The sequence below is a fragment of the Bacillus sp. BC05(2025) genome (assembly GCF_056725905.1).
The window spans coordinates 29,978-56,555 of sequence record NZ_JBWYRA010000012.1 but is presented as its reverse complement, the minus strand read 5'-3'; the positions used below and the strand labels follow the sequence as shown (position 1 = coordinate 56,555).

General features: G+C 37.8%; 24 protein-coding genes, 2 pseudogenes and 1 other annotated feature. Of the genes and pseudogenes, 22 read left to right on the top strand and 4 right to left on the bottom strand.

Annotated features, from left to right (window positions below):
• Positions 1-36 precede the first annotated feature (36 nt).
• The 5 genes from ACZ76X_RS25425 (at position 37) to ACZ76X_RS25405 (ending at position 2,214) form a co-directional block, all read left to right on the top strand.
• Complete coding sequence (locus ACZ76X_RS25425) at positions 37-438, top strand: hypothetical protein (protein ID WP_479852063.1); 402 nt, start codon at positions 37-39, stop codon at positions 436-438.
• Positions 439-771, top strand: coding sequence for a hypothetical protein (locus ACZ76X_RS25420; protein WP_479852062.1), 333 nt, complete (start codon positions 439-441; stop codon positions 769-771).
• 15 nt (positions 772-786) lie between these two features.
• Positions 787-1,158, top strand: coding sequence for a minor capsid protein (locus ACZ76X_RS25415; RefSeq protein WP_479852061.1), 372 nt, complete (start codon positions 787-789; stop codon positions 1,156-1,158).
• A gap of 12 nt (positions 1,159-1,170) precedes the next feature.
• A complete protein-coding gene (locus tag ACZ76X_RS25410; protein WP_479852060.1) occupies positions 1,171-1,734 on the top strand; it encodes a hypothetical protein in 564 nt (187 codons plus the stop codon).
• A gap of 279 nt (positions 1,735-2,013) precedes the next feature.
• The gene (locus ACZ76X_RS25405; RefSeq protein ID WP_479852059.1) at positions 2,014-2,214 is read left to right on the top strand and encodes a cytoplasmic protein; all 201 of its coding nucleotides are present in this window, start codon (positions 2,014-2,016) and stop codon (positions 2,212-2,214) included.
• A gap of 505 nt (positions 2,215-2,719) precedes the next feature.
• Here the strand turns inward: ACZ76X_RS25405 and ACZ76X_RS25400 are convergent.
• Positions 2,720-2,806: pseudogene (locus tag ACZ76X_RS25400) on the bottom strand (DUF6572 domain-containing protein); the annotation flags it as partial.
• 152 nt (positions 2,807-2,958) lie between these two features.
• Between ACZ76X_RS25400 and ACZ76X_RS25395 the strand changes: the two are divergent.
• On the top strand, positions 2,959-3,159 hold the full coding sequence (locus ACZ76X_RS25395; RefSeq protein ID WP_098669470.1) for a cytoplasmic protein: 201 nt from the start codon (positions 2,959-2,961) through the stop codon (positions 3,157-3,159).
• A gap of 85 nt (positions 3,160-3,244) precedes the next feature.
• Here the strand turns inward: ACZ76X_RS25395 and ACZ76X_RS25390 are convergent.
• Positions 3,245-3,860: pseudogene (locus ACZ76X_RS25390) on the bottom strand (PH domain-containing protein).
• 481 nt (positions 3,861-4,341) lie between these two features.
• Between ACZ76X_RS25390 and ACZ76X_RS25385 the strand changes: the two are divergent.
• The 7 genes from ACZ76X_RS25385 to ysxC all read left to right on the top strand — a co-directional run bounded on the left by ACZ76X_RS25385 (position 4,342) and on the right by ysxC (position 13,782).
• Positions 4,342-4,590, top strand: a complete 249-nt coding sequence (locus ACZ76X_RS25385) for a hypothetical protein (RefSeq protein ID WP_002094402.1) — start codon at positions 4,342-4,344, stop codon at positions 4,588-4,590.
• A gap of 197 nt (positions 4,591-4,787) precedes the next feature.
• The gene (locus tag ACZ76X_RS25380) at positions 4,788-5,786 is read left to right on the top strand and encodes a hypothetical protein (RefSeq protein WP_479852058.1); all 999 of its coding nucleotides are present in this window, start codon (positions 4,788-4,790) and stop codon (positions 5,784-5,786) included.
• A 309-nt stretch (positions 5,787-6,095) separates the two neighbouring features.
• On the top strand, positions 6,096-7,373 hold the full coding sequence (gene tig, locus ACZ76X_RS25375; RefSeq protein ID WP_000729253.1) for a trigger factor: 1,278 nt from the start codon (positions 6,096-6,098) through the stop codon (positions 7,371-7,373).
• 264 nt (positions 7,374-7,637) lie between these two features.
• Positions 7,638-8,897, top strand: coding sequence for an ATP-dependent protease ATP-binding subunit ClpX (clpX, locus tag ACZ76X_RS25370; protein WP_000472282.1), 1,260 nt, complete (start codon positions 7,638-7,640; stop codon positions 8,895-8,897).
• A 106-nt stretch (positions 8,898-9,003) separates the two neighbouring features.
• The gene (gene lonB, locus ACZ76X_RS25365) at positions 9,004-10,674 is read left to right on the top strand and encodes an ATP-dependent protease LonB (RefSeq protein WP_342715871.1); all 1,671 of its coding nucleotides are present in this window, start codon (positions 9,004-9,006) and stop codon (positions 10,672-10,674) included.
• Between the two features lie 184 nt (positions 10,675-10,858).
• The gene (gene lon / locus ACZ76X_RS25360) at positions 10,859-13,189 is read left to right on the top strand and encodes an endopeptidase La (protein WP_479852057.1); all 2,331 of its coding nucleotides are present in this window, start codon (positions 10,859-10,861) and stop codon (positions 13,187-13,189) included.
• The gene (gene ysxC / locus ACZ76X_RS25355) at positions 13,186-13,782 is read left to right on the top strand and encodes a ribosome biogenesis GTP-binding protein YsxC (RefSeq protein ID WP_048531469.1); all 597 of its coding nucleotides are present in this window, start codon (positions 13,186-13,188) and stop codon (positions 13,780-13,782) included. The genes lon and ysxC overlap by 4 nt, the downstream gene beginning before the upstream one ends.
• Before the next feature lie 33 nt (positions 13,783-13,815).
• On the opposite strand, the gene ACZ76X_RS25350 is transcribed toward ysxC, so the two are convergent.
• Both ACZ76X_RS25350 and ACZ76X_RS25345 read right to left on the bottom strand, forming a co-directional pair.
• Positions 13,816-14,232 carry an organic hydroperoxide resistance protein gene (locus tag ACZ76X_RS25350; protein WP_098669475.1) on the bottom strand — a complete coding sequence of 139 codons (417 nt, stop codon included), beginning with the start codon at positions 14,230-14,232 and terminating at the stop codon, positions 13,816-13,818.
• Positions 14,233-14,234: 2 nt separating this feature from the next.
• Positions 14,235-14,687, bottom strand: coding sequence for a MarR family winged helix-turn-helix transcriptional regulator (locus ACZ76X_RS25345; protein WP_063224825.1), 453 nt, complete (start codon positions 14,685-14,687; stop codon positions 14,235-14,237).
• A 416-nt stretch (positions 14,688-15,103) separates the two neighbouring features.
• Between ACZ76X_RS25345 and hemA the strand changes: the two genes are divergently transcribed.
• The 9 genes from hemA (at position 15,104) to ACZ76X_RS25300 (ending at position 26,542) form a co-directional block, all read left to right on the top strand.
• On the top strand, positions 15,104-16,438 hold the full coding sequence (hemA, locus tag ACZ76X_RS25340) for a glutamyl-tRNA reductase (protein ID WP_479852056.1): 1,335 nt from the start codon (positions 15,104-15,106) through the stop codon (positions 16,436-16,438).
• Between the two features lie 17 nt (positions 16,439-16,455).
• Entirely contained in the window at positions 16,456-17,289 is an 834-nt protein-coding gene (locus ACZ76X_RS25335; RefSeq protein WP_479852055.1) for a cytochrome c biogenesis protein, read from the top strand.
• A 15-nt stretch (positions 17,290-17,304) separates the two neighbouring features.
• A complete protein-coding gene (gene hemC, locus ACZ76X_RS25330; RefSeq protein ID WP_479852054.1) occupies positions 17,305-18,234 on the top strand; it encodes a hydroxymethylbilane synthase in 930 nt (309 codons plus the stop codon).
• 2 nt (positions 18,235-18,236) lie between these two features.
• Positions 18,237-18,989: a uroporphyrinogen-III synthase gene (gene hemD / locus ACZ76X_RS25325; RefSeq protein ID WP_479852053.1), complete on the top strand. Its 753-nt coding sequence runs from the start codon at positions 18,237-18,239 to the stop codon at positions 18,987-18,989.
• A gap of 63 nt (positions 18,990-19,052) precedes the next feature.
• On the top strand, positions 19,053-20,042 hold the full coding sequence (hemB, locus tag ACZ76X_RS25320; RefSeq protein WP_001087078.1) for a porphobilinogen synthase: 990 nt from the start codon (positions 19,053-19,055) through the stop codon (positions 20,040-20,042).
• Entirely contained in the window at positions 20,042-21,331 is a 1,290-nt protein-coding gene (gene hemL / locus ACZ76X_RS25315) for a glutamate-1-semialdehyde 2,1-aminomutase (RefSeq protein WP_479852052.1), read from the top strand. Before hemB ends, hemL begins: the two co-directional genes overlap by 1 nt.
• Before the next feature lie 109 nt (positions 21,332-21,440).
• Positions 21,441-22,418, top strand: coding sequence for a stage VI sporulation protein D (spoVID, locus tag ACZ76X_RS25310; RefSeq protein WP_098669481.1), 978 nt, complete (start codon positions 21,441-21,443; stop codon positions 22,416-22,418).
• Positions 22,419-22,480: 62 nt separating this feature from the next.
• Positions 22,481-23,506: a spore coat protein YsxE gene (gene ysxE, locus ACZ76X_RS25305; RefSeq protein ID WP_479852051.1), complete on the top strand. Its 1,026-nt coding sequence runs from the start codon at positions 22,481-22,483 to the stop codon at positions 23,504-23,506.
• Positions 23,507-23,626: 120 nt separating this feature from the next.
• Positions 23,627-23,858 (top strand) — a binding site (T-box leader).
• Between the two features lie 38 nt (positions 23,859-23,896).
• A complete protein-coding gene (locus ACZ76X_RS25300) occupies positions 23,897-26,542 on the top strand; it encodes a valine--tRNA ligase (protein ID WP_000072219.1) in 2,646 nt (881 codons plus the stop codon).
• The last annotated feature ends 36 nt before the right edge of the window (positions 26,543-26,578 follow it).

The window sequence follows — 26,578 nt, the reverse complement described above, 5'->3', positions numbered from 1 at the left end:
TTCGGCTCTAGTCTTTTTAATATAGGCGGTGATTACATGGAAAGAATTCCTGAAGCCACGGCGCACATTGATGCTTATGTCGTAACGAACGAAGACTGGCACGATGCTGATGACGACAAAAAAGTAAGACTGATGAATGTCGCTGATAGGCAATTGCGAACGACTTATGGCGAGGAAATTATCATTCCTGACGAAGCGATCTACGAGTTCAGCGCATATCTAGCAATCGTTTATAACGATACAAACAGAATGCAACAGCAAGGGATTGCGTCATTCAGCGTTACGGGCGTAGGTTCGTTCACATTCAAAAAGAATAACGTTTCTAGTCCAATCGGTCAGCCCCTTGACGAGTTAATCCCTGACAGCGTCATGGCTCTAATTGAGGAAGCAAATGACGACTTGAAACTCAAGGGAAGAGAGATAGGGTGGTTGTGCTAGATGGCTATGATTCCATTAAGACAAACAGTAACGCGTTATAGAAAAATTGGTGACGCAGGTTTTTGGGGTGAAACCGAAGAGACTGAAATCACCGAATTGAAATGTCGTGCTGAAGAAGGCTCTCATACCACAATCGACAGGAAAAGTAAACTGCAAGGTGCGATCATCGTTGTTGACCTAAAGCTAGTACTTGACAAACTCGCCGATATCGACTACACGGACGAACTCGAATATGTGAATGAAGCTGGTACAAAGCACAAAGGCAAGCCGAGGAATATTACGATTAAGCGAGACTTCACTGGCAAGCCATTGCTAACGTGGGTGTACGTGTAGAAAGGAGCGATTACGATGCGAGTTGAGGATGTTAAAAACTATGTACAGTCGCTTGTTCCATATACATATTACGCTTATTCCTTCCCGCTAACTGGGAAAGATGCGAGCGTAGTCGTCCTTGTTGACGGTGGCTTCGCTACTGAATCGACAGGTGTACGGCGTCCTAGCATTCAATTGCTCGTACGTGGTGAAGCGAACAAAGCAGGACAAACGGAAGCATTAGCGTGGGAATTATATAACGCTTTGAAATATAAACGCGATTTTCTAATAAGCGAAACGTCAGTCGTAGAAATGAAGGCGATGCAATCCGCTCCAATATGGACAGGGACGGACGATGCAGACAGACCTATCTTCTCGCTGAACTTCGAAACAACTATAAGAAACTAGGAGGAATTACACATGGCTAAAGTAAACACGAAATCAATTAACGTACCGATTGGGGCAGCGATTGTAGAATACGGTGAAGGTGCGGACATGGTAACATTCGATATCACAAAAGGCGGTATCGCATTCGGAGTGTCTACGTCAGTACAAGAAGTAACGGTTGACCAATACGGAGAAACGCCAGTCAAAGCGATCATGAAAGGTAGAAAGGCGGAAGTAACAGTTCCATTCGCATTACACTTACTAGAGAAGTTAGCGGTAGTAATGCCGAACTCTACGCTACACACTTCAGGCGAAAAGAAGAAGTTAGTCGTTAACGCTACGGCTGGATTCGACTTACTATCTACTGCGAAGAAGATGGTTATCAAGCCGACTGACCTGAATGCGACTGAAAATGATTGGATTACGATTCCACTTGCGTCTGCTATCGCTGACCCTGACTACACTTACGATTCAGATAACGAGCGTGTAACAAACATCACGTTCAACGCTTATCCGAACATGGAAACTGGCGAACTGTACATCTTAGGTGATGAGTCTGTAAAAGCGGAAGAGACACTTACAGCTAAAACTAAATAATAAAACTAGGCTAGGGCTTCGGCTCTAGTCTCTTTTTTTATGCGTAAACGATATAGATTGGTAACGAATGGAATCGTATCATTTAGCGTAACTGGCGTCGGCTCATTCACATTCAAAGAAAATAACGTTTCTAGTGCGATGGGGTAACCGTTATCGGAACTTATCCCCGACAGTGTGTTACAATTAATCGAAGCGGAAAACAAGAATCTCCAATTGACTGGACCTGTGATTGGTTAGACAGTTTAAGAAGGTTGTATAAAAAAGGGAGATGGCGCAAAGATGGCGAAATCAAAAGAGAATAATTTAACGGAAAAACTTGTGGAAGGTCGGAGCAAATACGGTGACGGTAACTTCACGGTACAGAACATTGGCGAGGAAAATAACCCGAATTGGACTGTCGTAAAAAATGTGAGGAAGGGATCGGCAGGCATCCGTGAAGAAGAAGACGTATTAAGACTGCGATCAAAATATATAAAATAGTGCGGAAGTGGGCGGGGCTTAATTGCTTCGCTCTCTTTTTTTGTGCGCAGCGAGACAATATTCGAAAATACGTCGCCGAGATTAGCGATTTGAGGCGATTATCTTTTCTCCCGTGGATATAGTATCGTCTAATTGCGTCAGAATCGAGCATAAGGAAATTGGTAGAATAAGAGTGCTTTCAACGTTGACGTAGGGCTACTATATAGCGTATAATATTAACTAACAAAAACGGTCAGTTGACCGCCAAAATGTACGTTCAGCAAACGAAGAAAAGAATCGTTTATATATCGTAGGTAATTGACGGAACGGGAGTTCGAATCTCTCCTGGGACGCTAAGAAAACCTTGTTATCAAAAGATAACAAGGTTTTTTGTTTGTCTACAAATTGATGTATGTGCAAAAGGTGTAAAAAATGTAACGTAATATATGGTAATTATTATGTGTAACGGATTAAAGTGCATTAAGAAAAGAGCGCCATTTATGCGCCCTATTCCTCTTATTTAATTTCAAGAATCAATAGGTTTATGATGGAACTCAAATCCATATCCAGATTCTCCTAACTGTTCACTTACAATATTATAAAACTTTTTACCATTCTAGTATGATTGAGTAGCAGTTATCGAAACTTATCCCCGACAGTGTGTTACAATTAATAGAAGCGGAAAACGAGAATCTCCAATTGACTGGACCTGTGATTGGTTAGACAGTTTAAGAAGGTTGTATAAAAAAGGGAGATGGCGCAAAGATGGCGAGATCAAATGAGAACGATTTAACGGAGAAATTGGCAGAAGGTCACCGAAAATATGGTGATGGCAATTTTACAGTACAGAACATCGGTGATGAAACTAACCCGAATTGGACTATCGTAAAAAATGTGAGGAAGGGATCGGCAGGCATTCGCGAAGAGGAAGATATATTAAGACTGCGATCAAAATATATAAAATAGTACGGAAATGAGCGGAGTGGGAGCTTGAATTTCTCCTGGGACGCTAAGAAACCCTTGTTATCTTTTGATAACAAGGGTTTCTTGTTTAGTTATTAATAAACTTTTCAAACACAAAACCATAATCTTTCACATTATATTGTTTTTTCGTATCAACGAGCCAGTTAAAAGCGATTTCGTTCATTTCTTTAAACTGTTCTGCTAAATTTACTTGTGCGTTTGAAATACGGCTAAAAGCGTTAGATGCCATATCTAAACTTTTATGTGCATACTGCAATGTAATATCGTTGTCGTATGAGATTTCTTCTATTTTAAGTAAAGCTTTATATAAATCTTTTAATTCTTCAATATGTTTTTTATGGACATCAATTGAATAGTGCTCATCGCCCATTTGGAACTTAATTTCTACATCTAAATCAATCGTTCCCGCAGTTTCAAGCGCTACGTTTTTAATTTGATATTTACTATAGCTAAAGCGGCGTAGTGTACGTTTTTTTACTTGTCGCACTTGTACCATCTAGATGGAGTAATCCTTTGTTTGTGAAGCAATATTCATCTGATTTCGATTTAATGAGAAAATAAATTTTCTCCCCATCTTCATGCATCACGTAATCATCAGCATCGACCTTATCGTAATCTTTCGGTGTAATGACAGAACCTACATCACTTAATCCCAAAACATCGGCAGCTACTTTTTTGAACATATATAATCCCCCTTGTAAAATAAATTCTTAATTGTACGAAAATATATTAACATGGTTTTAACAAAGAATTTTCTTTTAATGAGAAAATATTGGGAGGTAAGTTAAGAAAAGTAACGAATGTTATTTTAAAAATATGTAAAAAGGTGCTGAGAAAAAGTTCATTTTGCAAGTGATTATAGAGAAATTCCGTGAAAGCACCTTAAGCGATATGAGGTGTTTTTTTAATCCTTTTTTGAAATCTTACAATTCTGTAAGGTAACTGTAAGGTAGTTCGATGGTAACAAATTGCTAATCAACTATAATGAAGGTAACAACGATAAAACGAGGAGGAAGAAATGATGAAAGGATTAATCGTAACGGGTTTAACGGTTGCTTTTGGGTTTGTAGCGTATGAAAAATTAACATATGTAGTTGATGTTGTAAAACATTTAATCGCTTAGTAAAAAAACTGCCATGAGAGGGAAAGGGAATGAGTGAATGAATGGAATGGTTATTTGGAATTATAGGTACTTGTAGTGTAGTGTTATTGTTCTTTGTCCCAAGTGGTATACTTAGTTCGACAACGAGTTTGTTCTTCTTAAGTTTGTTTGCTTGTACGATGCTTATTATTATGTTTTTAATGAAGCGAAGTAAACCAATCTTCTATTTTAGCATGATTGTTATGGCAATTATTGTTCTCCAAATTATTACCCTTGTTATATACCCCACTATTATAAACGCTTTCCATTAATGATGAATCCTCTGCTTGAATTGCTGAGGGTTTTTATTTGCATATTTTTAATTTTGAGTAGGGATTTGCTTGTATTGAAATATAAAAATTAAATATTTATATATTTCAAACAAAGAGTTTTGGGATGTTGTGTTCTCATTACTCATTTGATATATTTACTTTAAAGATAATTAAAATCTAGAAAAAGAGGCGGACGTATGGATAAAAAAGAAAATACGGTCGTATTGTTTCCGCAGCTATCAGAGCGATATATTGATGAAGGTTTTTTAGCGCTGAAAGAGCGGAAATTCGAAGATGCATTGCGCTGCTTTGAAATATTACGTCAGTATAATGCAGAAACGGAACAAACGGAACTCGCTTCTGTTATTTGTTTGTTGGAATTGAAACATATGGAAGAAGCGAAAGACAAATGTGAACAGTTACTTGAAACGGGAGCTGTATTATTTGGTGATATTCTGGAAACATATGTGACGATTTTAGTTCAAACAAATGATTATGAAGGTGTCATTGAAACCGTTGAAAAAGTTTTGCAAACGAAAGATGTAATGCCTGAGCAAAAAGAAAAATTAGCACAGCTCGCTTTATTTGCAGAAGGTATGTTAAATGAAGTAGATACGTCACTAGTCGATTCAAATTTTGAATTAGATGAGTTTACTAATGAAATGTTTGGAGAAAACTTTGGACAAAAGCTAAGAGCAATTCAGCAACTTTCGTTAAAAGACCTGGATCTTGCATTACCTATTTTAAAGAAATTTTTAATAGACGAAAAACAGCATCCTTATTTGAAAACTTCTATTTTGTATAAAATGATAGAAAATCAAATAGAAGAAGAGATAGAGGTAGAAAAGTTTGGGAATACGATCAAGGTAATTCCAGCATTTACAGGTCATAATGAGGAGCAATCCAATAACATTATACATACATTATCAAGTCGATTAGAACAAAAGTATCCTGATATATTTGATGCGATGGTTACATATTGGAAAGAATTGCAAATTAGCGTTTTCCCATTCGCTCTATTAATGGATAAGGTGGAGATTTGGGCTGCTGTTTTAGAGAGAATTGGAAGAAAGCGTTTCGGATTGACTATTGATGAAGAAGAGCTTATGACAGCGTATAATATTGAATTAGAAGAGTTTCATATTGCCTATCAATGGTTATTACGTGTTGAAAGAGAAGGATATTTGCCCGTATAATTATGAAAAAGAATCGTTCGGTTCTTGAAACGAGCATATTCTATGTTATAATGTAAGGGTTGCAAAAGGCAGAAATCTGCCTGTTTGTAAGAGAAGAGAAGTGTAATTCTCTTACTTAATATGTTTCATATTATTCTCGAACAAAATATACCGTAGTTGTCTTTTAGGCAATTAGTAGATTGGAACATTATATCTGAAAGCTTTTGCTAGAGGAGTATTTGTACTTTTGTTATTTCAAAAAAGAGATAATGAAGATCTTAATCTATAGAGGTATGTGCATACATTATTATAGTTGGAGGGAAAGAATAAATGGCTGCAAAATGGGAAAAATTAGAAGGTAACGTAGGCGTTTTAACAATCGAAGTTGATGCTAAAGAAGTAAACAACTCTATCGACGCTGCGTTCAAAAAAGTAGTAAAAACAATCAACGTACCAGGTTTCCGTAAAGGAAAAATGCCTCGTCCGTTATTCGAACAACGCTTTGGTATCGAATCTTTATACCAAGATGCTTTAGATATCATCTTACCAAAAGCATACGGTGAAGCGATCGATGAAGCTGGTATCTTCCCAGTTGCTCATCCTGAAATCGACATCGAGAAATTCGAAAAAAATGCTAACCTTATCTTCACTGCAAAAGTAACAGTGAAGCCTGAAGTTAAATTAGGTGAGTACAAAGGTTTAGCAGTAGAAAAAGTTGAAACAACTGTAACTGACGAAGATGTAGAGAACGAATTAAAATCTTTACAAGAGCGTCAAGCTGAACTAGTTGTTAAAGAAGAAGGAACTGTTGAAAACGGTGATACAGCTGTAATCGACTTCGAAGGTTTCGTTGATGGCGAAGCATTTGAAGGCGGAAAAGGCGAAAACTACTCTCTAGCAATCGGTTCTGGTACATTCATCCCAGGTTTCGAAGAGCAAGTAATTGGTCTTAAATCTGGTGAGTCTAAAGACGTTGAAGTATCATTCCCAGAAGAGTACCATGCTGCTGAATTAGCTGGCAAACCAGCAACATTCAAAGTAACAGTTCATGAAATCAAAACAAAAGAACTTCCTGAGTTAAACGACGAGTTCGCTAAAGAAGCTGACGAAGCGGTTGCAACTCTTGATGAATTAAAAGCAAAACTTCGTACAAACTTAGAAGAAGGCAAAAAGCACGAAGCTGAGCACAAAGTACGTGACGAAGTAGTAGAATTAGCTGCTGCTAACGCTGAAATCGACATTCCAGAAGCTATGATCGACACTGAGTTAGATCGTATGGTTCGTGAATTCGAGCAACGTTTAAGCCAACAAGGTATGAACCTTGAGCTTTACTACCAATTCACAGGTACTGATGCTGACAAGTTAAAAGAGCAAATGAAAGAAGACGCTCAAAAACGCGTACGAATCAACCTTGTTCTTGAAGCTATCATTGAAGCTGAAAACATCGAAGTTACTGAAGAAGAAGTAACTGCAGAAGTTGAAAAAATGGCTGAAATGTACGGTATGCCAGTAGACGCTATCAAGCAAGCTCTTGGAAGCGTAGACGCTTTAGCTGAAGATCTTAAAGTGCGTAAAGCTGTAGATTTCTTAGTAGAAAACGCTGCATAATAAAATAACAAGGCGCGATTTTAATCGTGCCTTGTTTTATAAATATAGAAATATATTTATAAAACTTTTCGATGAAGAAGGAAAACTTCCTTAATGAGTCGAATATACATATTTCAAAAGTTTTAAAAACTTTTTATTTGTACATAACTAGTCATATTATTTGTATTTCTCGCCACGTAGTGACATAATATGTATTTACATACGATACATTTATCGTGTACATACGAAGGCAAGAGGTTAGCACTTTGTAAGGGGTGTGAAAATATGTTTAAATTTAATGATGAAAAAGGGCAATTAAAATGTTCTTTTTGTGGTAAAACACAAACGCAAGTTCGAAAGTTAGTTGCAGGTCCAGGTGTTTACATTTGTGACGAGTGTATCGAACTTTGTACTGAAATTGTACAAGAGGAGCTTGCGAAAGACGAAGAAGTAGAATTCAAAGATGTACCGAAACCGGTAGAAATTCGTGAAATCTTAGATGAGTATGTCATCGGACAAGATAATGCGAAGAAAGCACTAGCGGTAGCGGTATATAACCATTACAAACGCATTAATTCTAACAGCAAAATTGATGATGTAGAATTAGCGAAGAGTAATATCGCACTTATCGGGCCAACAGGTAGTGGTAAAACATTACTGGCACAAACGTTAGCGCGTATTTTAAATGTTCCATTTGCAATCGCGGACGCAACATCTTTAACTGAAGCTGGATATGTTGGGGAAGATGTAGAAAACATCTTACTAAAATTAATCCAAGCAGCTGATTATGATGTAGAGAAAGCGGAAAAAGGAATCATTTATATTGATGAGATTGATAAAGTGGCACGTAAGTCCGAAAATCCATCAATTACACGTGATGTATCTGGTGAAGGTGTGCAGCAGGCACTTCTGAAAATTTTAGAAGGTACTGTAGCAAGCGTTCCACCTCAAGGTGGTCGTAAGCATCCGCACCAAGAGTTTATTCAAATTGATACAACGAATATCTTATTCATCTGTGGTGGAGCGTTTGATGGCATCGAGCCAATTATTAAACGTCGTCTTGGTGAAAAAGTAATTGGTTTTGGTTCTGAGAAGAAAAATGCTGATGTAAATGAGAAGCATGTTTTATCTCACGTATTACCAGAGGACCTTTTAAGATTTGGTTTAATTCCAGAGTTTATCGGTCGTCTTCCAGTTATTGCGAACCTAGAGCCACTTGATGAAGATGCTCTTGTTGATATTTTAACGAAACCGAAAAATGCACTTGTTAAGCAATTCCAAAAACTATTGGAGCTTGACGATGTTGAGTTAGAGTTTGAAGAAGGTGCACTAATTGAAATTGCGAAAAAAGCAATTGAACGTAAAACAGGTGCTCGTGGACTTCGTTCTATTATTGAAGGCTTAATGCTTGAGGTAATGTTCGAGCTACCATCTCGCAAAGATATCGAGAAGTGTATTCTTACAAAAGAAACAGTAGCTGATAATGCAGCGCCAAAATTGGTGTTACAAGATGGTACTGTACTTGATACAAAAACATCTGCATAATGCGAAGGAGAAACAGCAATTTTTATAATTGCTGTTTTTCTTTATGTTTAGCTATGTTCCTCCGCGGAAATACTAAGAGATAAAACATTGCGGGAGGAAATAAATGATGAGCTGGACAAATATATTTTTACTTGTTCAACTTGTTTTTGGTGTAATTGTCGGATTGTATTTTTGGCATTTACTTCGAAATCAGCGAACACAAAAAGTTTCAATTGATCGAGAATCAAAAAAAGAATTAGAACAGCTTCGTAAAATGCGCGAGATTTCTTTAACAGAGCCGCTTGCGGAAAAGGTGCGTCCTACATCCTTTTTAGATATTGTAGGGCAAGAGGACGGGATTAAGTCGTTAAAAGCGGCTCTTTGTGGTCCGAACCCGCAACATGTGATTATATATGGTCCGCCAGGTGTCGGAAAGACAGCGGCAGCACGTCTTGTATTAGAAGAAGCGAAACGAAATCCAAAATCTCCATTTCGCACAAATGCAACATTTATTGAACTGGATGCGACGACAGCAAGGTTTGACGAACGTGGTATTGCAGACCCTTTAATCGGTTCTGTACATGATCCAATTTATCAAGGTGCCGGTGCGATGGGGCAAGCAGGTATTCCACAACCGAAAAAAGGTGCGGTAACAGATGCACATGGTGGTATTTTGTTTATTGATGAGATAGGTGAACTACATCCGATTCAAATGAACAAAATGTTAAAAGTACTAGAAGATCGGAAAGTGTTTTTGGAAAGTGCATACTACAGTGAAGAGAATACGATGATTCCAACGTATATACATGACATTTTTCAAAAAGGTTTACCAGCCGATTTTCGCTTAGTTGGGGCGACGACACGTTCGCCAGAGGAGATCCCTCCTGCTATTCGGTCGCGTTGTTTAGAAGTGTTCTTTCGTGAGTTAGATACAGAAGAAATTCAAAAAGTAGCGAAGAATGCAGCTGACAAAGTGGAGATGCAAATCGGTGAAAATGGTATTGAAATGGTTGGGATGTATGCGAGAAATGGGCGAGAAGCAATTAATCTTGTACAAATCTCTGCAGGAATGGCAATAAATGAAGAACGCCCATTCATTAAAGATGAAGATATAGAGTGGGTTGTTCACTCTAGTCAACTTACACCGAAGTACGAAAAGCGCATTTATCCTATTCCGAGAATCGGTCTTGTAAATGGACTTGCTGTATACGGACCAAATACAGGTGCGTTATTAGAAATTGAAGTAACAGCAATCAAGGCGAAAGATAAAGGATCGGTAAATGTTACCGGAATTGTTGAAGAGGAAAGTATTGGAAGTCAAACGAAATCAATTCGCCGTAAAAGTATGGCAAAAGGTTCTGTAGATAATGTATTAACAGTACTTCGTTCTCTAGATGTATTGCCAGAAGGGTACGATATACATATTAATTTTCCGGGTGGTATACCGATTGATGGGCCTTCGGCAGGTATTGCGATGGCAACAGGTGTGTATTCAGCAGTGCATCGTACGTATGTGAATAATGAAGTAGCGATGACTGGTGAGATTAGTATACACGGGGAAGTGAAACCTATTGGTGGTGTGTACGCGAAAATAAAAGCTGCGAAAAAGGCGGGAGCTAAGAAAGTTATCATCCCTGCTGAAAACATGCAACCGTTTTTGTATACAATAAAGGGAATTGAAATCATTCCTGTTCGTAAGTTAAAAGAAGTATTTGAGCTAACATTTATGCAAGAAAATATACATCGAGAGCTTGATATACATACTGCTGTGGACGAGACAGATGCACAATCAATGTGAGAATGTACGATAATAAAATTTGCCAGACTTCGTTTAAGTTTGTATGCTTAAGCGGAGTCTTTTTTCCTTTTTATAAAGGAGAAAAAACGTGGGATTTACAATTGCGGAAAATCTCTGCAATTGCATCTAGATGTATTGTAATATAAAATAGTTGAACAGGAGTTTAATTTATTATGGAGGTGCTATGTCTAGTATGAATACGAATGAAAGAATCGTGCCCCTCCTACCATTAAGAGGCGTTCTCGTATATCCAACGATGGTTCTGCATCTTGATGTAGGACGTGATAAATCGATACAAGCACTAGAGCAGGCGGCAATGGATGAAAATATTATCTTTTTAGCAATGCAAAAAGAAATGAATATCGATGATCCGAAAGAAGATGACATATATAGTGTAGGTACAGTGGCGAAAGTGAAGCAAATGTTAAAATTGCCAAACGGTACGCTTCGTGTCCTTGTAGAAGGTTTACATAGAGCAGAAGTAGTAGAATTTATCGAAGAAGAAAATGTAGTACAAGTTTCTATTAAAACGGTAACGGAAGAAGTGGAAGCTGATTTAGAAGAGAAAGCTCTTATGCGTACATTATTAGAGCATTTCGAACAATATATTAAAGTTTCGAAAAAAGTTTCAAATGAAACATTTGCAACGGTAGCTGATGTAGAAGAGCCAGGAAGATTAGCTGATTTAATTGCTTCTCACTTGCCAATTAAAACGAAGCAGAAACAAGAGATTTTAGAGATTATATCTGTGAAAGAACGATTACATACACTTATTTCAATTATTCAAGATGAACAAGAATTACTTAGTTTAGAAAAGAAAATTGGACAAAAAGTGAAACGTTCAATGGAGCGCACGCAAAAAGAATATTTCTTACGTGAGCAAATGAAGGCGATTCAAACTGAACTTGGCGATAAAGAAGGTAAGGGCGGGGAAGTTGAAGAGCTTCGTGAGAAAATTGAAAAGTCGGGAATGCCTGAAGAAACAATGAAGGCTGCACAGAAAGAATTAGATCGTTATGAAAAGTTACCAGCAAGTTCTGCGGAGAGCGGTGTAATTCGCAATTATATTGATTGGTTATTAGCACTTCCGTGGACAGAAGCAACGGAAGATATGATTGATCTTGCTCATTCGGAAGAGATTTTAAACAAAGATCATTACGGTCTTGAGAAAGTGAAAGAGCGCGTACTTGAGTATTTAGCGGTACAGAAGTTAACGAATTCATTAAAAGGACCTATCCTTTGTTTAGTAGGCCCTCCTGGGGTCGGAAAAACTTCGTTAGCGCGTTCAATTGCAACATCATTAAATCGTAATTTTGTCCGTGTATCCCTTGGGGGTGTACGTGATGAATCTGAAATTCGTGGTCATCGCCGTACGTACGTTGGAGCAATGCCAGGACGCGTTATTCAAGGTATGAAAAAGGCGAAATCAGTTAATCCGGTCTTTTTATTAGATGAGATTGATAAAATGTCTAACGATTTCCGTGGAGATCCATCAGCAGCATTACTTGAAGTGTTAGATCCAGAACAAAACCATAACTTCAGTGATCATTACATTGAAGAACCATATGATCTATCGAAGGTTATGTTTGTAGCAACTGCAAATACACTTTCAAGTATTCCAGGTCCATTGCTTGACCGTATGGAAATTATTTCGATTGCCGGTTATACTGAACTTGAAAAAGTACACATTGCCCGTGAACATTTATTGCCGAAACAATTAAAAGAGCATGGCTTACGAAAAGGTAATTTACAAGTACGTGATGAAGCGCTACTTGAAATTATTCGTTATTATACACGTGAGGCTGGTGTTCGTACACTAGAGCGCCAAATTGCAAAAGTTTGTCGTAAAGCAGCAAAAATTATTGTTACAGCAGAGCGTAAGCGTATTGTAGTAACAGAGAAAAATGTTGTTGATTTACTTGGCAAGCACATATTCCGTTATGGGCAAGCTGAGAAAACAGACCAAGTTGGTATGGCAACAGGGTTAGCGTATACAGCAGCGGGCGGCGATACACTTGCGATTGAAGTGTCTGTAGCACCAGGTAAAGGGAAATTAATTTTAACAGGGAAACTTGGGGATGTTATGAAAGAATCCGCACAAGCAGCGTTTAGCTATATTCGTTCTCGTGCAGAAGAGCTTAAGATTGATCCGAATTTCCATGAGAAAAATGATATTCATATTCATGTTCCAGAAGGAGCAGTTCCAAAAGATGGACCGTCAGCAGGTATTACGATGGCAACGGCACTTATTTCTGCACTAACAGGTATTCCTGTAAGTAAAGAAGTAGGGATGACAGGTGAAATTACACTTCGTGGTCGTGTATTACCGATTGGTGGTTTAAAAGAAAAAACATTAAGTGCTCACCGCGCAGGCTTAACAAAAATTATTTTGCCAGCAGAAAACGAGAAAGATTTAGATGATATTCCAGAAAGCGTAAAAGAAAACCTTACGTTTGTGCTTGCATCTCATTTAGATGAAGTATTGGAGCACGCATTAGTAGGAGTGAAACAATGAAAGTAACAAAAGCAGATATTGTAATTAGTGCTGTTAAACCAGAACAATATCCAGACAGTGATTTACCAGAAATTGCATTAGCAGGTCGTTCAAATGTCGGGAAGTCTTCCTTTATTAATAAAATTTTAAATCGTAAAAAGTTAGTTCGTATTTCTTCTAAACCAGGAAAAACGCAAACGTTGAACTTTTTCTTAATCAATGAAATGATGCATTTTGTTGACGTTCCAGGTTATGGATATGCGAAAGTATCTAAATCAGAACGCGCAGCATGGGGCAAGATGATTGAAACTTACTTTACAACGCGTGAACAATTGGACGCAGCTGTATTAGTAGTTGATTTACGTCACAAACCAACAAGCGATGACGTGATGATGTATGATTTCTTAAAGCATTATGAAATCCCAACAATTATTATTGCGACGAAAGCCGATAAAATTCCGAAAGGGAAATGGCAGAAGCATTTAAAAGTTGTAAAAGAAACGCTTGCTGTTGAAATTGGCGATGAAATTGTTCTATTCTCTTCTGAAACAGGACTTGGAAAAGAAGAAGCATGGAAGGCTATTCATAAAATGACAAAAACAAAAAACGCGTGACGAATGTCGCGCGTTTTTTATTTACTACATTTTTTATTTTACGTTTAATGTAACCTCAATATTTCCTCTCGTTGCTTTCGAATAAGGACATACACCGTGAGCTGCTTCTACAAGTTCTTGTGCTTCGGCATGAGAGACGCCGGCAACATGTACATCAAGTACAGCAGATAGGCCGAAACCACCATCTGTATCTTTTCCGATAGAAACGTGAGCAGTTACTTCTGTACTTTCTACTTTCACACGCTTCGTACGAATGACAAGTTGTAATGCACTATCAAAACAAGCAGCATAACCAGCAGCAAATAGTTGTTCTGGATTTGTTGCTTCTCCGCCTGCACCGCCTAGTGCTTTCGGCATTCTTACATCAAGATTTAATATACCATCATCTGAAACGACTTTTCCATTTCTTCCACCTGTAGCAGTTACTGAAGCAGTATATAATTTATCCATGTTTATTCCCCTTTTCTATCATTAATTGTTTTCATTGTTTCAATTAGTTTATTTAATTGAATTAATAAAGAACGATATTCTTGTTCTGTAATTCCTAAATTTGTAGCCATTGTTGTTGGTAATGAACAAGCCTTCTCTTTTAAATCTTTACCTTGTTCTGTTAATTCAATACAAACTTTGCGCTCGTCTTCTTTGGAACGAACACGTTTTACAAGTTGCAATGATTCCATCCGCTTTAACATAGGTGTTAACGTACCGGAATCTAAAAATAGACGTTCTCCAATTTCCTTTACTGTTAATCCGTCTTGCTCCCATAGTACGAGTAAAGTAATGTACTGAGGATACGTAATACCCATTTCTTCTAAATAGGGTCGATAAAAGCGGGTAACTTCTTTAGAACAGGCGTAAATAGAAAAACAAAGTTGGTTATCTAGATGTAAAGAATCCTCTGTCATACATAACTCCTTTCTTATTAAGTTGTGCACAATTTAATTTTGTAAAACTAATATAACGAAAAAGAAATACAATGTCAAATGCGTTGTATTGAGAAAGTTTGTGCTACAATTTGGAACAATCATACATATTTTCCTTCATGATGAAAGAAGATAGGAAAGATGATGTTATAATTCATATGGAATAGTTTCCATCACTTGATTATGAGGACTTTTTTTGGTAACGTACAAATAGAGTTATTATTTTATAATCATTATAAAGTAGAAAATTTTTATTCGTTTTACTGAATCTCCTTTATTACATACGGAGAATAATTTAAAAAATAATCGGTTGTTCACACGATTGTCAGATTCATAAGAGGAAAGTTGTATTATGATAGTAGATAAAGTGATAAAACGGGTGAAGGGGGACATGCTGCGTGCATATTCTTGTTGTTAGTGTAAATTATCGAACAGCCCCTGTAGAATTTCGTGAGAAACTCACATTTCAGGCAGTAGAGTTAGAGCAAGCAATGACTACATTACAAAATCAAAAGAGCGTGTTAGAGAATGTCATTGTATCAACTTGTAATCGCACTGAGATTTACGCTGTTGTCGATCAATTACACACGGGACGGTATTATATTAAGAAGTTTTTAGCTGATTGGTTTCAGCTTGAAATAGAAGAAGTCGCACCGTATTTAACTATTTTTGAACAAGACGGTGCAATAGATCATTTATTCCGCGTAACGTGCGGTTTAGATTCTATGGTAGTTGGAGAGACTCAAATTTTAGGTCAAATAAAAGATAGCTTTTTAGAAGCGCAGCAAGTAAAAGCGACAGGCACAATTTTTAATGAATTGTTTAAGCAAGTGGTTACGTTGGCGAAACGTGCTCACTCAGAAACGACAATTGGTGAAAGTGCGATGTCTGTTAGTTATGCTGCTGTTGAGCTTGGGAAGAAAATATTCGGCGAGTTAACAGATTGTCACGTGCTTATTCTTGGCGCTGGTAAAATGGGTGAACTTGCATTGCAAAACTTATATGGAAGCGGCGCTCGTAAAGTAACAGTTATGAATAGGACGCTTTCAAAAGCTGAAGTAATGGCTGAGAAATATATGGGACATGCAAAACCTTTAAGTGAATTACAATGTGCATTATTAGAAGCTGATATTTTAATTAGTTCAACTGGTGCATCGGATTATGTCATTACGAAAGAGATGATGACAAAGGTAGAGAAAATGCGCTCTGGTCGTCCATTATTTATGGTTGATATTGCAGTGCCGCGTGATATTGATCCAGCGATTAATGAGTTAGAAGGTTCTTTCTTATATGACATTGATGATTTGCAAGGAGTAGTGGAAGCGAACCGTGCAGAGCGTTTGAAAGAAGCAGAGAAAATTCAATTTATGATTGAAGAGGAGATTGTTTTATTTAAAACGTGGTTAAGTACACTTGGTGTCGTTCCATTAATATCAGCTCTTCGTGATAAGGCGCTTGCTATTCAAAGTGAAACGATGGAAAGTCTAGAACGAAAAATACCGAATCTTAGTGATCGTGAGAGAAAAGTAATTAGTAAGCATACGAAAAGTATTATTAATCAATTATTAAAAGACCCAATTTTAGTAGCGAAAGAAATAGCTGCTGAAGAGGGAGCGGACGAAAAATTAGCGTTATTTGCAAAGATTTTCGATTTAGAAATGGAAGACGTAGAGAGCCGTGCGGAAGAAGTAGAACATAAAAGAGTGTGGACACCATCCGTTCCATCTTTATAATTTGGAAGGATGATCGGATGAGTTTTTTAAATAACAGTATTATTTATCATATTGCAATTATTTTATATGCTTGTAGCATTAGTTTATATTTTATAGATTATTTCCAAAGTAACCGAAAGGCGAACCGATTTGCTTTTTGGTTACTTTCAATTGTGTGGATTCTGCAGTCTATCTTCATGTTACTTAGGGCTACAGATTCAGAGACAAATCCTATATTAACTTTATTATCAGGGATTTATTTTTACGTTTGGCTGTTGATTACGATGTCTTTAGTCATTAATCGATTTATGAGGATTGACTTTTTAGTCTTTTTTACAAATGTTGTTGCGTTTGGCGTAAGCGCTTTTTCTATTTTTACACCGCTCGGAAAGATGTCGCCGGTACTTGCAGAGCAATTAGTTTCGGAGCTTGTATACGTACATGTCGGTATGGCTATTATTTCTTATGCAGCTTTCACTGTATCGTTCATTTTTTCTATTATGTATTTATTGCAATATCGCCTATTAAAAAAGAAGAAATGGAATGCGAGATTAAGAAGGTTAGGAAATTTACCGAAGCTAGAATCAATGTCTTACGGATTAAATTTATTTTCCGTTCCATTTTTCTTACTAGCTATTTTATTAGGATGCATATGGGGATATACAAAATTGGACAATTTCCATTGGTATGATACGAAAGTAATCGGGTCTTTTGTCGTTTTATTTGTATATTGTGCGGGTCTTTACCTACGAGCGGCAGATGTGTTGCAAGGGAAGAAAATCGTACAGTGGAACATCGGAGCATTTCTCGTAATGCTAATTAATATTTTTCTATTAAGCAGTTTATCCAATTTCCACTTTTGGTATTTATAATGAGGAGAGAAAATTATGCGCAAAATTATTGTAGGGTCACGAAAGAGTAAATTAGCATTAACGCAAACAAACTGGTTTATTGATCAGTTAAAAGCACTAGGTTTACCATATGAATTTGAAGTGAAAGAAATCGTCACAAAAGGTGATGTTATTTTAGATGTTACTCTTTCGAAAGTAGGCGGAAAAGGCTTGTTTGTGAAAGAGATTGAACATGCGTTGCTTACGAAAGAAATTGATATGGCTGTACATAGTATGAAAGATATGCCGGCCGTACTTCCAGAAGGATTAATGATTGGTTGTATACCGAAGCGTGTTGACCCTCGTGATGCTTTTATCTCAAAAAACGGAGCGTCGTTTAATGAGTTAGCAGAAGGCGCTATTTTAGGTACAAGTAGTTTAAGACGTAGTGCACAATTGTTAGCTGCGAGACCAGATTTACAAGTGAAGTGGATTCGCGGAAATATCGATACACGTTTACGTAAATTAAAAGAAGAAGATTACGATGCTATCATTTTAGCGACAGCTGGATTACAGAGAATGGGCTGGGATAATGAAGTTATTACAGAGCATTTAGATGAGACGTTATGTGTACCTGCTGTAGGGCAAGGTGCATTAGCGATTGAGTGTCGTGAAGATGATAAGGATTTACTACAGTTGTTAGCGCATATGAATGATGCAGTAACAGAAAAAACAGTGGCAGCAGAACGAGTATTCCTTCATAAACTTGAAGGTGGATGCCAAGTTCCAATCGCTGGATATGCAACTCTTACAGAAAACGATGCAATCGAATTAACAGCTCTTGTCGGGTCTATGGACGGTTCTGTTTTATTGAAAGAGATAGTAGTAGGAACGAATCCAGAGGAAGTAGGATTAGAGGCTGCGGACCGTTTAATTAAACAAGGCGCAAAAGAACTCATTCTTGCTGCAAATAAGGGGCAACAATAAATATGAACGCTCTCGCTGGCAAAACGGTATTGATTACACGTGCCCAGCATCAAGCAAAACAAATGAGTGTAGCGGTGAAAGAAAAGAGCGGAATTCCATTGGAAATTCCGCTTTTGCGTATGGAAGGTATGTCTCATAGGCAAATTCAACATATAGCAGGGCAGCTGCATTCGTATGACTGGGTTATTTTTACGAGTAAAAATGGCGTAGCTTTTTTTCTAGATCGTTTGAGAAAGAAGTTACCTGTAACGATGAAAATTGCTGCAGTAGGTGTGAAAACAAAGTTAGAGTTAGAAAAGCGAGGCTATGAAGTGGACTTTGTTCCAACTTCATTTGTGGCAGAAGTATTTGCAGAAGAGTTTGTAAAAAGATTAATTGGAAACGAATGCATTTTATTTCCGAAAGGGAATTTAGCAAGAGATGTAATCCCAGCTGCACTTCGCGGAATGGGTGTTTCTCTAGATGAGCTCATTGTATATGGTACGAAAGAAAATGTAGAGAAAAAGAGAGAGCTTATAGAAGCGTTAGAAGTAGGGAAAGTAGACATTATTACATTTACGAGCCCTTCAACTGTTACTAGTTTTGTTCATTTACTTGAGGGTACAAACTGGAGAGAATGGACAAAAAAATGTACAATTGCTTGTATAGGGCCTATTACGGAAAAAGAGGCGAGCCTTTATTTTCCGCATATTATTATGCCGAAAGAGTACACTGTAGAAGCATTACTACAATGCATTAGTGAGTCTATAAAGTGAAACTTTAGTGGGTCTTACTGCCCGTAATAGCGGGATAAAATAAAAGAATGGGGATAGAAATCTATGAACTCTTTACAATTTAATCGTCATCGTCGCTTAAGACAAAGTGGTAATATGCGTGCGCTTGTGCGTGAAACGTTTTTACATACGGAAGATTTTATTTACCCTATTTTTGTATTAGAAGGAGAAAATGTTCGTAATGAAGTGCCTTCTATGCCAGGCGTATATCAAATGTCTTTAGATTTGTTGCAAGCTGAAATGCAAGAAGTTGTTGATTTAGGTATTCGCTCTGTTATTGTATTCGGTTTACCTGCTGAAAAAGATGAAGTTGGATCATCAGCATATTGTGATCATGGAATTGTGCAACGTGCAATTCAGCAAATTAAAGGTGAATTCCCTGACCTAGTAGTAGTTGCGGATACATGTTTATGTCAATTCACAAGCCATGGTCATTGCGGGGTAATTGAAGATGGTATTATTTTAAATGACGAGTCTCTTGCAGTTCTTGCAAAAACAGCTGTAAGTCAAGCGAAAGCAGGAGCGGACATTATTGCACCATCAAATATGATGGACGGATTTGTAACAGCAATTCGCCATGCATTAGATGAAAATGGTTTTGGACATGTACCAGTTATGTCGTACGCTGTGAAATATTCATCAGCATTTTACGGACCATTCCGTGACGCAGCGCACGGTGCACCGCAATTTGGTGATCGTAAAACATATCAAATGGACCCAGCGAACCGTATGGAAGCATTCCGTGAAGCAGAATCAGATGTAATGGAAGGGGCAGATTTCTTAATTGTAAAGCCAGCTCTTTCTTATTTAGATATCGTTCGTGATGTGAAAAATAACTTTAATTTACCAGTCGTTGCTTATAACGTAAGTGGTGAGTATTCGATGATTAAAGCGGCAGCGCAAAATGGTTGGATTAATGAAAAAGAAGTTGTACTTGAAAAATTAATTAGTATGAAACGTGCAGGAGCAGATTTGATTATTACGTATCATGCGAAAGATGCAGCAAGATGGTTACAAGAAGGAGGCGCTAAATAATGAAAAAGTTTGATAAGTCGATTGCGGCATTTGAAGAGGCTCAAGATTTAATGCCTGGTGGCGTAAATAGCCCGGTTCGTGCCTTTAAGTCTGTTGGTATGAATCCGTTGTTTATGGAGCGCGGAAAAGGCTCTAAAGTATATGATATCGATGGAAATGAATACATCGATTACGTATTATCATGGGGTCCTTTAATTCATGGTCATGCAAATGATCGTGTTGTGGAAGCTTTAAAAGCTGTTGCTGAAAGAGGTACAAGCTTCGGTGCCCCAACGGAAATTGAAAATAAATTAGCGAAACTTGTTATTGAGCGCGTACCATCAATTGAGATTGTACGTATGGTTAACTCTGGAACAGAAGCGACAATGAGTGCGCTACGTTTAGCTCGTGGTTATACAGGCCGTAACAAAATTTTGAAATTTATCGGTTGTTACCATGGTCATGGTGACTCGTTATTAATTAAAGCGGGTTCGGGTGTAGCGACGCTAGGTTTACCAGATAGCCCTGGTGTACCAGAAGGTGTAGCGAAAAATACGATTACTGTAGCGTATAACGATTTAGAAAGTGTGAAATACGCTTTCGAACAATTCGGTGATGATATTGCTTGTGTCATTGTAGAACCAGTAGCAGGAAATATGGGTGTTGTTCCTCCGCAACCAGGATTTTTAGAAGGTCTTCGTGAAGTAACAGAGCAAAATGGTGCATTGCTTATTTTTGATGAAGTTATGACAGGATTCCGAGTTGCTTATAATTGCGGACAAGGTTATTACGGTGTAACACCTGATTTAACTTGTTTAGGTAAAGTAATCGGAGGTGGATTACCGGTAGGAGCATACGGTGGTAAAGCAGAAATTATGCGCCAAGTTGCACCGAGCGGACCGATTTATCAAGCAGGTACTTTATCAGGTAACCCACTAGCCATGGCAGCAGGTTATGAAACGTTAGTACAGTTAACGCCAGAATCGTATGTAGAATTCGAGCGTAAAGCTGAAATGTTAGAAACTGGCTTACGTAAAGCGGCTGAAAAACATGGCATTCCGCACCATATTAATCGTGCGGGTTCTATGATTGGTATCTTCTTTACAGATGAACCAGTTATTAATTACGATGCAGCAAAATCTTCAAACTTAGAATTCTTTGCGGCTTACTATCGTGAAATGGTAGAACAAGGTGTATTTTTACCGCCATCCCAATTCGAAGGTTTATTCTTATCGACAGCACATAGTGATGCAGATATTGAGGCGACAATCGCAGCGGCTGAAATTGCAATGTCAAAATTAAAAGCTTAATTGAATAAAGAAAATCGCTCTCCATAAGGGGAGCGATTTTTTTTATTCATAAAGTCAGCATTCCGTACATAAATCTGTAATGACATATAGTTTGGGAGGGGGAAAAGAAGTGGCAACAGATCATTCATTACGTTTTTCATTAAAAGAATCTGTTTGGTTCCAAAAAGGACAGGAAGTCGAAGAACTTTTGTCAATTTCGTTAGATCCAGACGTTGAGATAGAAGAGCTTGATCATGAGGTTATTGTGAGAGGGCAATTAGATTTAACGGGAGAGTATGTTGCACGGCAAGATGATTCAGATTATTCATTAAGAGATCTATCGCCTGCTAAGTCCATTGATTATGTAGAAACAAGAGAAGATGGGGTTAATGAACTTGTTCATTCCTTTCCGCTTGAAATATCAATCCCAAGAAACCGTGTGAAAGTAATTGAAGAACTATATGTATCTATCGAGGAATTTGATTATGAACTGAAGGAAAATGGTTGCTTACAATTATTAGCGGATATATCTATTACAGGTTTATGTGATGAAGAAAGAATTGAGGATGAAGAGGAAGAAACGGCGTATGCTGAGTTAGAAGATGATTCAGCTCAAGAGTATGAAACTAGACCGACGCCGCAAGTCGAAGAGCCAGCCTATAAGGAATCAGATGAGTGGGAAGATTACGCATTTGAACCGTTCCAACTAGAAGAAAGAAAAGAGCAGGAAGTAGAAGAAGAGGAAATAGAAGAACATGAATTTGTAGAGCGTGAAGAGGAGAAAGAAACAACGCCACAATTTGAATTGTTCGGACGAAAAGATTTCAAGAAAGAACAAGCGAAAAAACAAGAAGTACAAGAAGAGGAAACGTATTCACAGCGCGATGAAAATGCGCTTTATTTAACGAAATTATTTACGAAAGAACCAGAAGAAGAATTTACAAAGTTACGAATGTATTTTGTGCAAGAAGGAGATACGATTGAATCTGTTGCAGAACGTTATGAAACATCTGTACAAAACTTATACCGTGTCAATCAAACAGAAGATATATATTTAACTACAGGACAAATTATTTATATTCCTGTTTCAAGAGCAAAAACGAAATAAGTGAGTGGTTTCACTCACTTATTTTTCTAAAGGCTATGTTTTGAATAGAAAGGGTTATTCGTATGGATATGGAATTACGAAATCGCTATGAACCCATTATAAGGCAATATAAATTGGATACGCAGCATATGGAAGAGCACGGAAGTGTAACGAAAATTTATACGAATCAAGGTCCATATGCGCTCAAGAAAATAGAAGGCAGGAAGTTAGAGCGGAATAACTTTTTGCACCATATTCAATATTTGAAAGAGAAAGGTTTCTCAAATTATGTACCTATATACCATGCGACGGATGGAAATTATATTTTAAGTGATGGTACGTATAACTATTATTTAATGCCGTGGTTAGAACGTGCGGAAGGAAACGGCGAGGATAATGATCAATACCATAAAATGTTTCAGACCCTCGGAACGTTGCATCAAAAAACGGTAAAAGAAGAAACGTATACTGAAGAAGATTTAGAGAAACATTATACGAATATATCCGATCGCTGGGAAAACGATGGTGAGATGTTAGAAGAGTTTCTTGTAGAATCGGAAGCGAAATGGTATATGTCTCCGTTTGAATTGCAATATTGTACGTACTATCATCATGTAATGAGAGCCCGTGAGTTTGCAACGAAGCAATTAAAAGAGTGGAACGACGCGATGAAAGAAAAAGACAAAACACGTATTACTTTTGTGCATGGCAATGTATCACTTAATCATTTTTTATTTGATTATGAACGGAATGGCTATTTTATTAGTTTAGAAAAATCGAAGTTTGCAACACCAGTGCAAGATATTGTAGGGTTCTATTCTCGGTCGTTAAACACATATCCAATTGCGCGAAGTGATCGGTTTGAATGGTATCAAATGTATCAAAAAAATTTCCCTTTTACGAAAGAAGAGCAACTACTCATGTTTGCGTATATGACGTATCCATCGCAATTTATTCGGCAAATCCAGTCTTATAAAAAAAGAAGAGAGAGCCGTAATGAGGAAAATGAACTTCTCGGAGTAAAGAGTTTGCAACAAGCACATTGGCTCGTTAGCAATATAGAATATTTCCTTTCGCAATTACAAGCTGCCCAGCAAGGGAACGGGTAAAAAGATAAGTAGCATTCTCTACTTATCTTTTTTGTGCTTCAAAAAATTCGTAGTCTTAAATTTATCTTGACGAATAAGGTTTCGTTTTTTACACTATTGTATATAATAATTAACAATCATATAAATGCCTTGAAGGGGAAGAGTATAACAAGAAACGTCTTCAGAGAGGAGAATCATTAGCTGGGAGATTCTCTAGATAGTTATGTTAGAAGGTAGCCCTGGAGCATCTTTTCTGAACGGAATAGTTCTTATTAGGAAAAGACGGATTTGTCCGTTATCAAATTAAGAGTATAAGCAAATTCTGAATTTGTTTGTAAATAAAGGTGGTACCGCGATGTCCCTCGTCCTTTTTTGGATGAGGGGCATTTTTTATTTTAAGGAGGGAAAATAATGTCAAACACGGAAAAAAATTTACCAACTAAATATGATCATATGTCCGTTGAAGAAGGCCTTTATCAGTGGTGGCTAGAAGGCAAATATTTTGAAGCAACAGGAGACGAGAAGAAACAACCGTATACAATTGTAATTCCACCTCCGAACGTAACTGGTAAGTTACACTTAGGTCACGCTTGGGATACAACTCTTCAAGATATTTTAACTCGTACGAAGCGTATGCAAGGTTACGATGTATTATGGCTTCCAGGAATGGACCATGCGGGTATCGCAACACAAGCGAAAGTAGAAGGAAAACTTCGTGAAGAAGGTATTTCACGTTACGATCTTGGCCGTGAGAAATTTCTTGAAAAAGCTTGGGAGTGGAAAGAAGAATACGCTTCTCACATTCGTCAACAATGGGGAAAAGTTGGTTTAGGACTAGACTATTCTCGTGAACGTTTCACATTAGACGAAGGTTTATCTGATGCGGTTAATAAAGTATTCGTTCAATTATACGAAAAAGGCTTAATTTACCGTGGTGAATATATTATCAACTGGGATCCAGCAACACGCACAGCTCTTTCTGATATTGAAGTAATTCATAAAGAAGTTCAAGGTGCATTCTACCATATGAACTATCCGTTAACAGATGGTTCTGGTCATATTCGTCTTGCAACAACTCGTCCAGAAACGATGCTTGGTGATACAGCAGTAGCGGTTCATCCAGAAGACGATCGTTACAAGCATTTAATCGGAAAAACAGTTACACTTCCAATCGTAGGCCGTGAGATTCCGATTATTGCTGACGAGTATGTAGAAAAAGATTTCGGAACAGGTGTTGTAAAAATTACACCAGCTCATGACCCAAATGACTTTGAAGTGGGTAACCGTCATGATTTACCACGTATCTTAGTAATGAACGAAGATGGATCGATGAACGAAAAAGCTGGTAAGTATAACGGCATGGATCGTTTCGAATGCCGTAAAGCTTTAGTAAAAGATTTACAAGAAGCGGGCGTATTAGTAGAAATCGAGCCTCATATGCATTCAGTAGGTCATAGTGAGCGTAGTGGTGCAGTTGTTGAGCCTTATTTATCAACACAATGGTTCGTAAAAATGGCTCCACTTGCTGAGAAGGCAGTAGCACTTCAGCAAAAAGAAGAAGAGAAAGTAACGTTCGTACCAGAGCGTTTCGAAAACACATATTTACGTTGGATGGAAAACATTCACGACTGGTGTATCTCTCGTCAATTATGGTGGGGACACCGCATTCCAGCTTGGTATCATAAAGAAACTGGTGAAGTATACGTAGGTACAGAAGCACCAGCAGATATTGAAAACTGGAATCAAGATAATGACGTACTTGATACATGGTTCAGCTCAGCACTATGGCCATTCTCAACACTTGGTTGGCCAAATGAAGATGCAGCAGATTTCAAACGTTACTATTCAACAGATGCACTAGTAACGGGTTATGACATCATCTTCTTCTGGGTATCTCGTATGATTTTCCAAGGTTTAGAGTTTACAGGCGAGCGTCCATTTAAAGATGTATTAATTCACGGTTTAGTTCGTGATGAGCAAGGACGTAAAATGAGTAAATCTCTTGGTAACGGTATTGACCCAATGGAAGTTATCGAGAAGTACGGTGCAGATGCAATGCGTTTCTTCTTATCAACGGGAAGTGCACCAGGTCAAGACTTACGTTTCAGCATGGAAAAAGTAGAATCTACTTGGAACTTCATTAATAAAATTTGGAATGCATCACGTTTCGTATTAATGAACATGGATGATATGAAGTATGAAGAAATCGATTTAACTGGTGAAAAATCAGTTGCAGACAAGTGGATTTTAACTCGCTTAAATGAAACGATCGAAAGCGTAACACGTAACATGGATAAATATGAGTTCGGTGAAGCTGGTCGTTCATTATACAACTTCATTTGGGACGATTTCTGTGACTGGTACATTGAGATGGCGAAACTTCCTCTATACGGTGAAGATGAAGCAGCTAAGAAAACAACTCGTTCTATTTTAGCTTACGTATTAGACCAAACAATGCGTCTATTACACCCATTCATGCCATTCGTAACAGAGAAGATTTGGCAACATTTACCGCACGAAGGCGAATCTATTACAGTAGCAGCGTGGCCAACAGTTCGCGAAGATTTACAAGATACAGAAGCTGCAGCAGAAATGCACCTTCTAGTTGATATCATTCGCTCTGTTCGTAACATCCGTGCAGAAGTTAATACGCCAATGAGCAAAAAAGTTCAAATGCAAATTAAAGCAAAAGACGAGGCTGTACTTGCTCAACTTACGAAAAACAGCTCTTACATTGAGCGTTTCTGTAACCCAAGCGAATTAACAATTCAAACGGACTTGCAAGCGCCAGAAAAAGCAATGACTGCAATCGTAACAGGTGCAGAGTTATTCTTACCGTTAGCTGATCTTATCAATCTTGATGAAGAGAGAGCGCGTCTTGAGAAAGAACTTGAGAAGTTCGACAAAGAAGTAGAACGTGTACAGAAGAAACTTTCAAACCAAGGTTTCGTAGCAAAAGCTCCTGCAGCAGTTATTGAAGGAGAGCGTGCGAAAGAGCAAGATTACCTAGAAAAACGCGAAGCAGTTCGCCAACGTCTAGCAGATCTTGAGAAATAAAATGCTTTTTAGAGACTCACTATATTGGTGAGTCTC